The 14,178-nt window shown below is 45.3% G+C and carries 13 protein-coding genes and 1 tRNA gene; 6 read left to right on the forward strand and 8 right to left on the reverse strand.

The annotated features are described in order from the left end of the window. Nucleotides 1–2 precede the first annotated feature (2 nt). The 7 genes from ACZ45G_RS08405 to ACZ45G_RS08435 form a co-directional block, all read right to left on the reverse strand. Nucleotides 3–1,082 carry a ChaN family lipoprotein gene (locus ACZ45G_RS08405; protein WP_464176941.1) on the reverse strand — a complete coding sequence of 360 codons (1,080 nt, stop codon included), beginning with the start codon at nucleotides 1,080–1,082 and terminating at the stop codon, nucleotides 3–5. Nucleotides 1,083–1,201: 119 nt separating this feature from the next. Further along, on the reverse strand, nucleotides 1,202–1,921 hold the full coding sequence (locus ACZ45G_RS08410; RefSeq protein WP_464176944.1) for a class I SAM-dependent methyltransferase: 720 nt from the start codon (nucleotides 1,919–1,921) through the stop codon (nucleotides 1,202–1,204). Then, complete coding sequence (locus ACZ45G_RS08415; RefSeq protein WP_464176946.1) at nucleotides 1,908–3,143, reverse strand: glycosyltransferase family 4 protein; 1,236 nt, start codon at nucleotides 3,141–3,143, stop codon at nucleotides 1,908–1,910. Before ACZ45G_RS08415 ends, ACZ45G_RS08410 begins: the two co-directional genes overlap by 14 nt. Nucleotides 3,144–3,171: 28 nt before the next feature. Next, nucleotides 3,172–3,247 (reverse strand) — tRNA-Arg (locus ACZ45G_RS08420). Nucleotides 3,248–3,277: 30 nt separating this feature from the next. Further along, nucleotides 3,278–4,582, reverse strand: coding sequence for a bifunctional folylpolyglutamate synthase/dihydrofolate synthase (locus tag ACZ45G_RS08425; RefSeq protein WP_464176948.1), 1,305 nt, complete (start codon nucleotides 4,580–4,582; stop codon nucleotides 3,278–3,280). Nucleotides 4,583–4,652: 70 nt separating this feature from the next. Further along, nucleotides 4,653–4,850, reverse strand: a complete 198-nt coding sequence (gene rpsU, locus ACZ45G_RS08430; protein WP_464179903.1) for a 30S ribosomal protein S21 — start codon at nucleotides 4,848–4,850, stop codon at nucleotides 4,653–4,655. A 206-nt stretch (nucleotides 4,851–5,056) separates the two neighbouring features. Continuing rightward, complete coding sequence (locus ACZ45G_RS08435) at nucleotides 5,057–5,731, reverse strand: adenylate kinase (RefSeq protein ID WP_464176950.1); 675 nt, start codon at nucleotides 5,729–5,731, stop codon at nucleotides 5,057–5,059. Nucleotides 5,732–6,002: 271 nt separating this feature from the next. Here ACZ45G_RS08435 and eno point away from each other — a divergent pair, with 271 nt between their 5' ends. The 6 genes from eno (at nucleotide 6,003) to ACZ45G_RS08465 (ending at nucleotide 13,339) form a co-directional block, all read left to right on the forward strand. Further along, complete coding sequence (gene eno / locus ACZ45G_RS08440) at nucleotides 6,003–7,274, forward strand: phosphopyruvate hydratase (protein ID WP_464176952.1); 1,272 nt, start codon at nucleotides 6,003–6,005, stop codon at nucleotides 7,272–7,274. 24 nt (nucleotides 7,275–7,298) lie between these two features. Next, nucleotides 7,299–8,234, forward strand: a complete 936-nt coding sequence (locus tag ACZ45G_RS08445; protein WP_464176954.1) for a hypothetical protein — start codon at nucleotides 7,299–7,301, stop codon at nucleotides 8,232–8,234. A 20-nt stretch (nucleotides 8,235–8,254) separates the two neighbouring features. Then, on the forward strand, nucleotides 8,255–9,913 hold the full coding sequence (locus ACZ45G_RS08450) for a CTP synthase (protein WP_464176956.1): 1,659 nt from the start codon (nucleotides 8,255–8,257) through the stop codon (nucleotides 9,911–9,913). Between the two features lie 106 nt (nucleotides 9,914–10,019). Further along, on the forward strand, nucleotides 10,020–10,448 hold the full coding sequence (locus ACZ45G_RS08455; protein WP_464176958.1) for a GNAT family N-acetyltransferase: 429 nt from the start codon (nucleotides 10,020–10,022) through the stop codon (nucleotides 10,446–10,448). A gap of 249 nt (nucleotides 10,449–10,697) precedes the next feature. Beyond that, entirely contained in the window at nucleotides 10,698–11,303 is a 606-nt protein-coding gene (locus ACZ45G_RS08460) for an alpha/beta hydrolase (RefSeq protein WP_464176960.1), read from the forward strand. 41 nt (nucleotides 11,304–11,344) lie between these two features. Continuing rightward, nucleotides 11,345–13,339, forward strand: a complete 1,995-nt coding sequence (locus ACZ45G_RS08465) for an HDOD domain-containing protein (protein ID WP_464176962.1) — start codon at nucleotides 11,345–11,347, stop codon at nucleotides 13,337–13,339. Here ACZ45G_RS08465 and ACZ45G_RS08470 read toward each other — a convergent pair. Beyond that, complete coding sequence (locus ACZ45G_RS08470; RefSeq protein WP_464176964.1) at nucleotides 13,336–13,920, reverse strand: lysophospholipid acyltransferase family protein; 585 nt, start codon at nucleotides 13,918–13,920, stop codon at nucleotides 13,336–13,338. The genes ACZ45G_RS08465 and ACZ45G_RS08470 overlap by 4 nt on opposite strands. Nucleotides 13,921–14,178: the final 258 nt, after the last annotated feature.

Consider the following 14,178-nt stretch of genomic DNA (forward strand, 5'->3'; position numbering starts at 1 on the left):
ATCTATTCTTTTGGTTTCATCTTATTTGGTTTCATTTGGTTTGATTTCATTTGGTTTGATTTCATCTTCTTAAGGGATGCTTTGAATTCTTCACAGGGATCCTTATAAGAGACCCGCTGGGTAAACCAGAGGTAGTCTGCGGGCAGCGCCGGTTCAAATCCTTCCAGTTCAAGGGGTTCCAGATACTCTCCAAGGTTGGAAGGTTTTCTTGTGATTTCGCTTAGTGAGATATTCACCTGGGAAATGTCAGGATTGATTGCCCTTACCCTGTCCATGACCCCCAATCCATATTGAGTATGCCCCCCTCCAATGATGATCACGATGGGCCCCTTGGCACCCTGTTCATATAATTGGGTTTCATATAATTGTGATATGGACAAGGCCATCTTATCATTTCTGGCCACCCAGGTGTCATAGAGCCGGGAGGTCATTTTGCCATGGCCCATGCCGCAGTGAACCTCTTTGAATACAGATTTCATGTATGCCGCATAGGGTTCATTGGAAAATTGAGATGAAAAAATCAATTTTTTTTCGATATTTGTGAGCCCTTCCAACCCCTTTCGGGTGATTCTGCGTTTTTGTGAAACGGACAGGTCAAGGCCTGAAATAAGCAGTTGATTTTCCCTGGCAAGCTTGAGAAGATCATAGTAATAGGCCCACATGGTATCGGACTGGGAATCCCAGTTTAATTGTTTTCGGATTTTTTGTTCAAGGGCCGTTTCCATTTTAGGGGAGTGGGGCGCCCTGCCTGAGTCGGAAAAGTTTAATAACAGAGGGGTGTCGTCCATGGAAAAAAATTCAAACCCAAGAATGGGGATTTTTTTTTGTTCAACAAGGTGCTGGATGATTCTGTGCTGGATGGCGTGGTGCATGGGGTTGTCATGTTTTTCAGACAGATAAATCACATCAAAATCTGCAATGCGCGTGACCAGGGTATTAAAAGGGATGGGGTGTCGGGTGGCGGTATGGATGATTTTATCAATCAAAGGGTCCTGTCGCATGGGCACTTTTGGGGCCGTGGCACAGGCAAATATCATGGGAACGACAAAAAACAGGAGTAAATGGAACAAGGATCGGGTCATGGGTGTCCTCACCTTAAGTTAAAAAAAGTGTTCGAGACAATATAACTTTTTTTTAGAATATTTTCCACCTTCAAGAAGAAACCTGAAAATTTAGCCTTGGGTTACATGCTGGCAGTGAATCAATGTTCCAAAGGTTTTTTGAAATAGAGAACCAGGCTTTTCCCCAAAATCGGGTTAAGGAGCCTGTCCACAAATGTGGTGATTTTTGGTTTTTTCATCAAATCCCAGACCAGGATCCGGTGATACAGATTTACAAGGGTTGAATCGGTCCGGTTGGGACCCACCAGACATTTTAACCACCAATAGGGGGCATGGATGCTGTGGGCAAAATGGGAACCCGTAAACATAGGTCCAAGGGTTTCAATGGCCTGTATCAAGGCTTTCTTTTGGTATATTCTGACATGGCCCATGTTGGCATTGAAATAGTCATCGGAAAGTTGCCAGCAGATTTTTTCCGGCCAGGACCTGGGCACACTGATGGCAAGGGTTTTGCCCGGTTTGACAATTCTGACCAGTTCAGACATGGCCTTTGCATCATCTGGAATATGTTCCAGCACTTCCGAGCAGATGACAACATCAAAGCTATTGTCCGCAAAGGGCAGGGCGGTGATGTCCATGGTGGACAGATTCCAGTCCCTGCAGGACAGATCATTGATCTTTTCGTGGAATTTAAGCTTTTCCCGGGTTTGAACAAGGTTGTCAAAACCAAAATCAGCTCCGGTGCAGATGGTGTCTGGTTCCTGGGCAGCTCTTATGGTATGGCGGCCTTCTCCGCAGCCGATATCCAGAATCCTGTCATTGGGGCAGATGTCAAGCCGGTTAAAATCAATGGTAAGCATGGATAATTCCTCTATAGGCCTGGGCGGTTTTGATGGCTGTCTTTTCCCAGGTAAATTCTGACATCACCCTTTCATAGCCCTTTTGGGCAAGCATTTCTCGTTGGTATGGATCTTCCAGCAATTCAATAATGGCGCGTTCCAGGGCAATGGCATCCCCGGGGGGGACCAATCTGGCCGCATCCCCTGCCACCTCCGGGAGAGCGCCTCCTGTGGTGCAGATAACAGGAATCCTGCAGGCCATGGCTTCTCCAACGGGCAATCCAAACCCTTCATAGAGGGAGGGAACAACGGCAATACTTGCCTTTGCATACTCCCTGACAAATCGATGATGGTCGATGCGGCCGGTAAATTCAATATGACGGCCCAGCTCAAGTTTTTTTACCAACTTCTCAATCCCCCCATTTTTTTTGGGGGTTCCAATGACGGTCAGGCTGACCCTGTGTCGTTTGAGAATATTTTTAAGGGCAAACAAGAGATGATACAACCCCTTTAAGGGGGTGTCCGCACTATTGGTCACAATGAGCCGGCCGGGAATTTTCCGGATGTGGTCCAGGGGATAAAAATTGTCTGTATCAATGCCAATGGGGATGGTTATAAATTTTGATTCCGGTACCTTAAATTCCCTTGCAATATCGTGTTTGGAACTGTCTGATACGGTAATGATGGTCCCAAGTCTCCTGGCAACCTGTTTTTGCATGCCAATGAAGGAATACCATCTAATGGCCTTGAGCTTTTTAATATAGGATCTTGTGCTTTTAATTTCCAGGCGTCTGTCCACGGTCATGGGATGGTGGATGGTGGAGGTTACCGGTACCTTCCTTTGCAAGGAAAGCAGGCTGTATGAGAGGCTTTGATTGTCATGGATGATATCAAACTTATCTTCATTTCCCTTTAAATGACGGTTTACCCTAAGGCCAAAGGTCATGGGTTCCGGGTATCCCATTGCGGATACATCCAGCCATTCCAACAGGTTGATGGGGTCTTTGAGTTCTTCAAACTCAGGGGTCCGAAAGGGATTGTCTGCATTATAGAGGTCCAGGGTTTTGAGCATGGTCAGGGTGCCGCTGCCGTTCAGCTTTGGGTCCGGCGGGCCTGCAATGACTTCAACCTGGTGGCCAAGATCCGAAAGGGCCTGGGTAAGGTGCCGGACATAAACGCCCTGACCGCCGCAATGGGGGTTGCTTCTATAACTTAATATGCCTATTTTGAGGGGTGATTTCATGGAGGTTAAGTTTCAAAGGGGTTAAGATTGGTGCGCCCGGCTGGAATCGAACCAGCGATCTTCAGCTTCGGAGGCTGACGCCTTATCCACTGGGCTACGGGCGCACAAAATCCAGATGCTCTTATACCACGTTATCAAAGAAAATCCACATCAAATTTTTCTTTTGCTTCCCCAGCCACGTAAAGGGAACCTGCAATGCAGATGGCATCATTGTCTGAACATGTCGCGATTGCATGGGTTACAGCCGCTTGTACATCTTCTATAACCTCAATTTTTTTAGTGGTTATTTTTTTCACGGCCTCTTTTAATACATTGGTTTCCAGGCTTCTGTTAATTTTGGCCTTGGTAACAATGATTCTTTGGGCACAGGGAACCAGATGTTTGAGCATCTCTTCGTAGGGTTTGTCATCCAAGATTCCCACCACAAGGGTGAGGTTCTTGTCAGATACGGTCTGGGACAAATATTTACCTAATAACTGGGCGGCTTTAAGATTGTGAGCCCCATCCAGGATAACCAGGGGTTTTTGCCGGACAATTTCTAATCTTCCCGGCCATTTGACTATTGCGAGTCCTTGTTTGATCAGAGCGGGGGACAGGGTGTATCGAGGATCAGTTCCAATGGAATTATTAAATACAAGTTCACAGGCTGCCAGGGCCAGGCCTAAGTTTTCTCGCTGGTGATCTCCGGGCAGGGGTTTTATAATTTCTTTGTAGGTATGGTGGAGACCCCGGAATAGATAGGTGTCTTTTTTGGGGGTTTTTCGGATGGAAAAATCATGTTTGAACTGAAAAAGAGGCGCTGATTTGGCAGTTGCTATTTGCTGGATAACCCCAAGGCCGGATGGTTGGGAAACCCCGGTTACAACAGGGGTGTTTTGTTTGATGATCCCGCCTTTTTCCTTTGCCAGGTCTTTTATGGTGCTGCCAAGGTAATCGGTATGCTCAATGGATAAATTGGTGATGACACTGACCTGGGGGTGGATCACATTTGTGGCATCAAATCTTCCGCCCATACCGGTTTCAATGATCGCCCACTCCACCTTTTCTCTGGAAAAATGGTAAAATGCCATGGCGGTATTGATTTCAAAAAAGGTGGCTTTCCTTTTTCCCAGGTCAACGGCATGAACTGCTTCATAGGCTTCCACCACTCGTTGATCGGATATCTGCTCTCCGTTGACACAGATCCTTTCGTTGAATCGAACCAGGTGAGGAGAGGTGTAGATACCCGTTTTGAATCCTGCTTTTCTCAATATGGATTCAATATAGGTGGCAGTTGAGCCTTTACCGTTGGTACCGGCAACATGGATGGTGTAATAATTTTTCTGGGGGCTGTTCAGAAGCTTGAGAATGTTCTGAATCGTCTCCAATTCAAGTTTGATGCCGTGTCGGCTCAGTTTGAAAATTGTATCAAGACAGTCTTGGTAGGATATTTTGCTCATTTTCCCCAACAATAAAAAAAACCCGGCATACTTGATATGTCATCAAATATGCCGGGTAAAATTGAACGGTTTAACTATTTCTTCTGCGTGTTCTTGAGGCCGCAATTCTTTGTCTTCTCATTGCTTCTCTCATTTTACGTCGTCTGAATTGACATGGTTTCTCAAAATGTTTTTTTACTTTAAGACGTTTGAAGAGACCATCATTCTGGATTTTTTTCTTCAATATTCTCAAGGCTTTTTCGACATCATTGTCAATAACCGTGACCATAATTTCTTTCAAAAGGCATCGCCCCTTTCATTGTGGATTTAAATATATAATATTTATAACCTGGTCATATAGCAAACCAAAGATAGGAAAGCAAGTAAAAAAGCCATTTGACCGAATATAAAATTTAGTCAAATGGCTCGGATATATTTAATTTAAGAGGGGGCCTTTGTATGGATTACAGTCCACCCTCTGAAATGAAATATTTTCTACAACTTGGAGATCAACTCTGCTGTGACAGATTTGAGATCTTTTTCACCGGCCAGGGTGAAGTAATTGATGGAAGAATCCTTCTTTGCAAGATCTCTGTAATAATAGGCCGAGGCCAGGGTGCCTGTGTCGGAGTCGTAGTAAATGGAATGACGTTTATCAATGGCAACTTCATCCTGGTCATCATCCCGGGCAGAGAGAGCCCCTCCGCAAACCTGGCATTTGTCTCCGTCAGGTTTGATGGCGTCAATAAAGATGTTGTTGGGATGATTGTTGTTGTTTTCACACAGCCTTCGACCCATGATTCTGTTTTTTGCAATCTCACGGTCAAGGAGCAGCTCAATGACAACATCGAGTTTCATGCCCGCTTTTTCAAGGGATGCATGCAGTTTTTCAGCCTGAACTTTGTTCCTGGGGAAGCCGTCCAAAAGCCATCCACCCTTGCAGTCATCTTGCTGAAGCCTGTCAAGCACCATAGGGATGGTAATTTCATCGGGTACCAGATCCCCACGGTCAATATATTCTTTGGCTTTTTTCCCCAGTTCTGTTCCGCCCTTGATGTTTTCACGAAAAATGCCACCCGATTCGATGTGGGCAATATTGTACTTATCTTTGAGTATGGTGCCCTGGGTCCCTTTACCGCTGCCGTTTGGTCCAAAAAAAAGAATGTTCATTTTAACTCCTTTATATGTTGAGATGAATCTAAAATCTGTACAACTTTCCTACATATAAGAGTCGTTTTTGTTTGTCAAGGTTAAGCCAAGAAGCCATAGGATAAATAGCAGGACAAATGGCTGGACAAATGACCTTGCTAAAATAGTGAATCCAAGGCAAAATAATTTGTATTAGTTCTTGAATGTGGGTACGGATATTGTTATTACTGGTGCATGAAATTATCTTAGAGAAAGTTACTTTTTAATATATAGGCTATGGTAAGGGGGAAACATGACAGAATTGATTGATGTCAGGGCAAGGGAAATACTTGATTCCAGAGGGAATCCAACGGTAGAAGTGGATGTGACATTGGCCTGTGGCGCACAGGGTAGGGCTGCAGTTCCTTCGGGAGCCTCCACCGGTACCAGGGAGGCCTTGGAACTTCGGGACAATTTGGACAATCGTTTCATGGGTAAAGGGGTTCTCAATGCCGTTGCCAATGTGAATGAGGTGATTGCCCCGGAAATTATCGGATATAATGCCATGGATCAGGCCGGGCTTGACCGGACCATGATAGACATTGACGGGACTGAAAACAAGTCCCGCCTGGGTGCCAATGCCATTCTCGGCGTTTCCCTGGCCGCGGCAAGGGCCGCCGCCATTGCCTGTGACATTCCTTTATATCAGCATATCGGCGGTATCAATGCACGGGTTTTGCCCGTACCCATGATGAATATAATCAATGGCGGTGCCCATGCAGCCAACAACCTGGATATTCAGGAGTTCATGATTCTCCCCTTTGGTGCGGGTTCCATCAGTGAGGCCATTCGCATGGGGGCGGAAACCTTCCATAATTTGAAAAAAATTCTCAAGGGAGAAGGATTGAGTACTGCCGTTGGAGATGAGGGCGGGTTTGCCCCGAACTTGAAATCCAATGAGCAGGCCATAGAGTATATCATTAATGCCATTGAGGCTGCCGGTTACAGGCCGGGCAAAGATATTGGTATTGCCCTTGATGCGGCTGCTTCTGAATTTTACCGGGATGGAAAATATATATTCCAGTCCGAGGGAAAATCCCTGTCGGCAATAGATCTGATAGATTATTATGAGAGCCTTATTGAAAAATATCCCCTGTATTCAATTGAAGACGGTCTTGCGGAAGGTGACTGGGACTCATGGGAACTGATGACCCAGCGGTTGGGTGATTCCACCCAGATTGTGGGGGATGATATCTTTGTGACCAATCCGGATATTTTTAAACAAGGGATTGAACGCGGCATTGGTAATTCAATCCTCATCAAGCTGAACCAGATCGGAACCTTAACCGAAACCCTTGATACGATACAGATGGCAAAGGATTCCGGGTATACCACGGTCGTTTCTCACAGGTCCGGTGAAACCGAAGATACTTTTATTGCAGACCTTTCGGTTGGGGTTAACGCAGGCCAGATTAAGACCGGGTCCATGTCACGCAGTGATCGGGTGGCAAAATATAATCAGCTGATTCGGATTGAGGAAATGCTGGGTGATGGTGCCTCTTTTCCGGAAAATCTATTTTTCTAGCCCTTGGTGCCTAAGAAATAAAATATGTCGAAACAAACGCTATTATTATTTTCGGTTGCCCTGTTCTGTCTCCTGTTGGCAGGTAAAGGTGAGGCCTTTGTTCCACAAACGCCCCACCTTTTACATTTGATGATTCAAAAAATAAAGCAGCCTGCCGGGATGGTGGTTCATCAGACCCGGAACGTCATGGATGTTTCGGGCAGGGAAACGGGGTCAGAGACGGGGTCAGGGATGGCAGCTGAGACCAAAACTGAGATGGAAACTGAGACCAAAACTGAGACCAAAACTGAGACCAAAACTGAGATGAAAACGGTTGAGGTGGATGAAAAACTGGTCTATGGTTTTCCTGGAAAGTTTCGGTCGGACATCGTTTCAGGAACGGTCTCACGGTTCCATGTGGAATCGGATTTTCAATTTATCAAGGTGGCAGATGGAAGGATTGTTTCCTTAAAAAAAGCCCCTGTAGATTTCTATACAGATCCCCTTCTATACAGAGATCATGAATCCTTGATGAAGGAACTGGTTATTGCTGGGGTGGATGCTCAACAGGTCTCCTTCAAACGGCTTGACAACAAGATTTGTTATTTCATTGGCCAGCCGTCCTTAACCCAAGGAGAATCTTCTGGCCTCTGGATTGAAAAGAAAAGTTTGTTTCCGATCCGGTACGTGATTGAACAGAATGGATGGCAGGTTTCTTTCCATTATGAGGATTGGCAGCGGGTCAGTAAAACATGGTATCCCATGCGGATCACCATAGCAGTTGATCACCAGGTGTTTGCCAAAATTGAGGTGAAACGATTCGAACTTGAATCGGGGTTTCCCGAATCCTTGTTTGATGTGAATCAGATTCAAGGGCAATATCCAGCCGGCATCAGTGCCCAGGAAAAGGGAGAGGCAGTTCCAGCCCGATTCGATGAGCTTGACAAGCAAATGGAAAATTTTAAAAAATTATATGAATAATTTAAACAAGCGAGGAATTGATGGCTGAAAATACCAAATACATTTTTGTTACCGGTGGTGTGTTATCATCTTTGGGAAAAGGACTTGCATCTGCATCCATAGGTATGCTTCTGGAAAGCCGGGGGCTGACTGTGACCATACAGAAGCTGGACCCTTACATAAATGTTGATCCCGGAACCATGAATCCGTTTCAGCACGGAGAAGTGTTTGTGACCGATGACGGGGCGGAAACAGACCTTGATCTCGGCCATTATGAGCGGTTTACCCATGCCAAGCTGGGTAAAAATAATAATTTCACCACGGGTAAAATTTACGACCAGGTGATTACCAAGGAGCGCAAAGGCGAATACCTTGGGGGGACTGTCCAGGTCATTCCCCACATTACCGATGAAATTAAAAAAAGTATTATGCTGGTCTCCAATAATACCGATGTGGTGATTGTCGAAATCGGCGGTACCATCGGGGACATAGAATCCTTACCCTTTCTTGAGGCCATCCGGCAATTTCGTACAGATGTCGGATCCTCCAATGTGATTTATATTCATCTGACCCTGGTGCCCTATATCAAGACAGCCTGCGAGGTAAAAACAAAACCCACCCAGCACAGCGTAAAAGAGTTGCGCAGCATTGGGATTCAGCCGGATATTCTGTTGTGCCGGACGGAAAGTTACTTGTCCCAGGAGATTAAAAATAAAATTTCCCTGTTCTGCAATGTGGGCCCGGATGAAGTTTTTACGGCAAAGGATGTGGACTGCATCTATGAAGTCCCCCTGGTATATAACAAAGAAGGTCTTGGGGATAAAATATTAAAGAAATTGAATATCTGGGCCAGGGCTCCCCGCCTGGATGACTGGCGTGAAATGGTGGAAAAATACAAAAATCCCAGATTTTCCGTCAATATTGCCATTGTGGGAAAGTATGTGGACCTGACCGAAAGTTATAAAAGTTTGAATGAGGCCCTTGCCCATGGCGGTATTTTCAATGATGCCCGGGTCAATCTTAATTATGTTGATTCCTCCACCCTTACTGAAAAAAATGTGGTGGAGATATTATCCAAAAGTGACGGTGTCCTAGTTCCGGGGGGATTTGGATCCAGGGGGATTGAGGGCAAAATCGTGGCGGCTAAATATGCCCGGGAAAATAAGGTGCCCTATTTTGGTATCTGCCTGGGGATGCACATGGCGGTTATTGAGGTGGCGCGAAATCTGGCCGGCATGGAAGAGGCAAACGGGGAAGAGTTTGATCCCCATACACCTTTTCCGGTGATCTATTTGCTCAAGGAATGGTATGATGAGCAAACCAAACAGGTTGAAAAAAGGGATGAGAGATCAGACAAGGGCGGTACCATGCGTCTGGGAGCTTATCCCTGTAAATTGAATCCGGATACCCTTTCCATGAAAGCGTATAAAACCGAAAATATTTCTGAGCGCCATCGCCATCGGTTTGAATTTAACAATGCGTACAAGGATAGGTTGGTGGAAGCAGGGCTTATCATCAGCGGCACCTCCCCTGACCATGAATTGGTTGAAATTGTTGAACTTGCCGACCATCCCTGGTACCTGGGGTGCCAGTTTCATCCGGAATTCAAATCAAAGCCCAGCAATCCCCATCCGCTCTTCAAGGAGTTTATCAAGGCATCCTTGAAAAACGCTAAAAAACTGGAGAACGCTAAAAAATAGTGGTGCCAAAAAAATGGTTTGTTGAGGTGTTTATCTGCCTTGGCAAACCGTTTTGTATTTGGCCAATATCTTTTTAAAATTTTAATATTCATGGTGCGAACACGATATGGTCCTAGAAATTTGCGTTGCAGATTTTAATAAAATTGAGGGAGATTGGATTCAGCAGATCCGGTATTCTGTTTTTTCCCAGGAACAAAAGATCGATGCCGCCATTGATTTGGATGGACAGGATTCAGGGGCTATTCATGTTTTGGCAAAAGTGGACCAGGGGTTTGCGGGAACCGGCCGGATGCTTGGGGATGGTCATATTGGCAGGCTTGCTGTTTTAAAATCTGTCCGGGGTAAGGGGGTTGGGAAAAAACTTATGCAAACCCTTGTGGAGATTGCCAGGGAACGAGGGATGGAACGGGTGTTTTTAGGGGCCCAGGAACATGCGGTGGGGTTTTATGACAAATTGGGGTTTATTGAATATGGTTCTCCCCATGTGGAAGCGGGTATCTTGCATGTGAACATGGAAAAAATGATATACCCATAAAACGCGTATCCGTCCAATTATCAATAGAACCAAGCCTGTTACGATCATTTCGGCAGTTGCCAGTTGTAAAATGCCTAGGCATCTTTTTTTATTTGTAGAGGGTAAGAAATGCGTGTCCCTGGGATAATTGAATTGATATTCATTGTATTTCCCGTTATATAGAAAGAATGTGATTCAATCTTGCTACCCATGGGAAGCGATGGCCCTATGTAACCACATGGAAATATAAACCCCACAGGATAAACTGAAATGGAAGAGACCGTCACCATTCATTGCAATAATGTCAGGCTTGAAGGACTGTTGAACCAACAATCTTTTGAACGAGGGGTGGTGATCACCCATCCCCATCCCCTGTACGGTGGAAACATGGAAAATCCAGTGGTGGAGCAGATCCTGCAGAGTTATTTAGAAAAAGGATATACAACCCTTAGGTTTAATTTCAGGGGGACGGGAAAAAGTAGCGGCATGTTTGACAATGGTCTGGGTGAACTTGATGATGTCAGGTCCGCCTTGGCATGTTTAAAGGATTTGGGGGTTAAGGAGCTGTCCCTTGCCGGGTATTCTTTTGGCGCAAGAATAAATGCGTCTGTTGTATCCGCAGGCTTCGAGCTGACGGATCATATTATGATATCTCCGCCAATGGGATTCATGTCCTTTGAGGATGTTGATAGTCTGCCGTCCACGGGTTTGATCCTGACCGGTGCAAAGGATGATATTGCACCACCAACGCTGGTTCAGGCCGCTATCAACCGCTGGCAAATTAGTCCACGATTTGAGGTGTTGGAGGGGTGTGATCATTTTTATACCGGTTGCCTCGGCCAATTAAAAGATTTTCTCCTGGCGTATTTGCCATAGTGATTTTAACTTGAATATTAAGGATTGTTTCTGGGCGTAACATGATGACCGAGAATCTTATACTTCCCTTGGAAGCGGGTATTAAACAGGTGTTGAATTTCGACGTTAAAGAGGTTCCAAGTTTTTCGCCTGTGATGGCCAAGCTATTGGAGATATGTAACGATGAAGAGGCATCCGTACAAGAGCTTTCCAAACTTGTGGAAACAGATCCGGGGATTTCAGCCAAAGTACTGAGCATCGTAAACTCTGCATCCTATGGCCTGAGAAGAAGGATTGCAGCTGTTTCTGAGGCGGTTATCCATCTCGGGTTTGACGAGGTGAAAAAGCTTTCCCTGGGAGTGGCGATTTTTGAAAAAATGGTTAAACCAGAAAAACAAAGGCAGTTTGATCGGATCTTTTTCTGGCGGCACTGCCTTTGTGTGGCCATCCTGAGCAAGGCCATTGCTGAAGAAATCGGCTATCCAAAGCCTGGGGAAGCCTATTCTTGCGGGCTTCTGCATGACTTTGGGAAGATTCTTTTTGATCTCCATGGCCGTGTCAATTATGATGATTTTATCACCAATGTGACAAAATACCCAGGTCCGATGATCACGGAAGAAAGGGAGATCATGGGCATGGGGCATGATGACCTGGGCGCTTATTTCAGTTCCCGGTGGAACCTTCCCCCTTCCCTTACACTGACACTGAAATATCATCATCGAAGATTTGAACACCAGAACCTTTCCCGGGAAGAGGTCTTGCTGATATCCATTATTTCCCTTGCTAATTTTTTGTCCTGGACCCAGGGAATGGGATCTGTCGATATCATCCGGTTCCCAATCCTTCAGCCTGAAGTTGAAAAAAACATTGATTTAAGTGCCATCGATTTTAAAAAGGTCATCCGTGGTATGGACAGTGAAATGGAAAACACGTCGGCATTTTATAATTTTGTGTTCCCTTCGGTTAGCCAGTTCCGGGAGAACATGCTCAGGGCAAATCTTAGTTTGTGCACCATCAACACGAACTATTATTATACCGAAGACCTTCAGACCAACGCCGTTGATGTGTTGCATATAAAAAATAGTATAACAACTCCCCACCGCAGCCTTGACCCCAAGGAGATTCTCACCACAACGCTCAAGGCCATTCACAAGGATTTCAAGTTCAACCGGCTGTATGTCATGAAGGTGGTAAAAACGTTGAGAATCCTTAAGGTGATAGAATTTCTCGATGGGACAGACATTGAAATGGATTTGACGGCAATTGAAATCCCCCTGAACGAAAGGGCAGGCGGTTTTATTGACTGCTTGAGGGACAAGGCGCCTGTGATGATCACCGGCAGGACGTCAGGTGAAAAAAAGACCCTGGAAAAATTTAGCCTCAAGGAAATGCTCATCGTGCCTTTCTGCAGTCACAACAAGGTTATCGGGATCCTCGGTATGGACAATGTCGCGTCGAAAAATGCTATTTTACCGGATGCATTTTTCTCCATTGCCATTGTGGCCAATGAGCTTGGCATGGCAATGGAGAATGCAGGTGCCTACGAAGCGGCAAAAGCGGTTTCCCTCAGGGACGGGCTCACAGGTCTTTTGAACCGCGTGGCCATTGACGATCTGCTTGCAAAATCATTCAGAAACGCCGTGGGCGGGAAGCAAGCTCTCTCACTTGTGATGATTGATGTGGACTATTTTAAAAAATTTAATGACAAGTTCGGGCACCAGGCCGGGGATAACATCCTTAAATTGATTTCCAGCGCCTTAAAAAAGATGTCCCGGCCATTTGATAGTGTGGGCCGGTATGGTGGCGAAGAATTTATTGTGATTTTGAACAATACGGATTTATCCCAAGCACTTGTGTATGCCGAAAGGATCCGCAAGGAAATCGAGAATTTGGGACGGCTCGTGGCGAACCGGTTCCCGGGCCTTTCCCTCTCCGTGAGCGCCGGCGTCAGTGAATACCAGGCCAATGTAAAAAATCGGGATGCTCTCATTGCAGCGGCAGACAAAGCCCTTTACCGGGCAAAAGAAACCGGACGAAACAAGGTGGTATCCGGTTAACAGTCAGGCTGTTTGTCTTCATATTTTCCAAACTTGTCCTTGTAAAAGGCCTTGATGGTCTCCATGTCAGCATCCATGTCGCCGGTGGGGAGGATTACAGGGCCAATGCCGCCTGTTTTGAGTTTGTAATCCACAAATCCGCAAACAATGGGAATATTTGCCTGGCTGGCAATCTGGTAAAATCCAGTTTTCCATCGGGTTACTCGTTCCCGGGTGCCCGAGGGGGCAATGGTTATGATGAGTCGGTCTGCCCGGTCAATGGTGTCCACCATATCTGCCACAACGTTACCTTTTTTGGAACGGTTAATGGGAATGCCGCCCAGGCGTTTTAAAAATCCTTTAAAGGGCCATACAAACATGGATTCTTTGGCCATCCAGTGAACCGGTATCTGAAATTTAAATATAATTAATAAAAAATAGACAAAATCCCAATTACTGGAATGGGGTGCCGCAACCAGGATGAAGCGTTTAATGTCCGGCATTTTCCCTTTGGTTTTCCACCCCAGAATGAAAAGGGCCACATTGGCAAATAAATAAAAGATCGGTCTTAAAAGCGGATTGTTCAAAAGCAGTGGTCGCAAGATAATCTCCAAAAGGGATTGTTTAAAAAAGGGATTATTTAAAAAAACTAATGTTATCAGAATATCTGGTTTCCAGATATTAATAGTCCTGGATTTTACAATAATAATACAAAATTCCATGGGATGAAGATCAGATGAGGGCAATATTTTTTATAAGGATTTTGGTATAAAAAAGCTTAAAATATAAGTAAATTGGTCTAATTGTATTTCGATAATTCTATGTATTTTCTATTTTTCCTTATAATATTAAAATAGTGC

It is taken from the genome of Desulfoconvexum algidum (genome assembly GCF_055382125.1).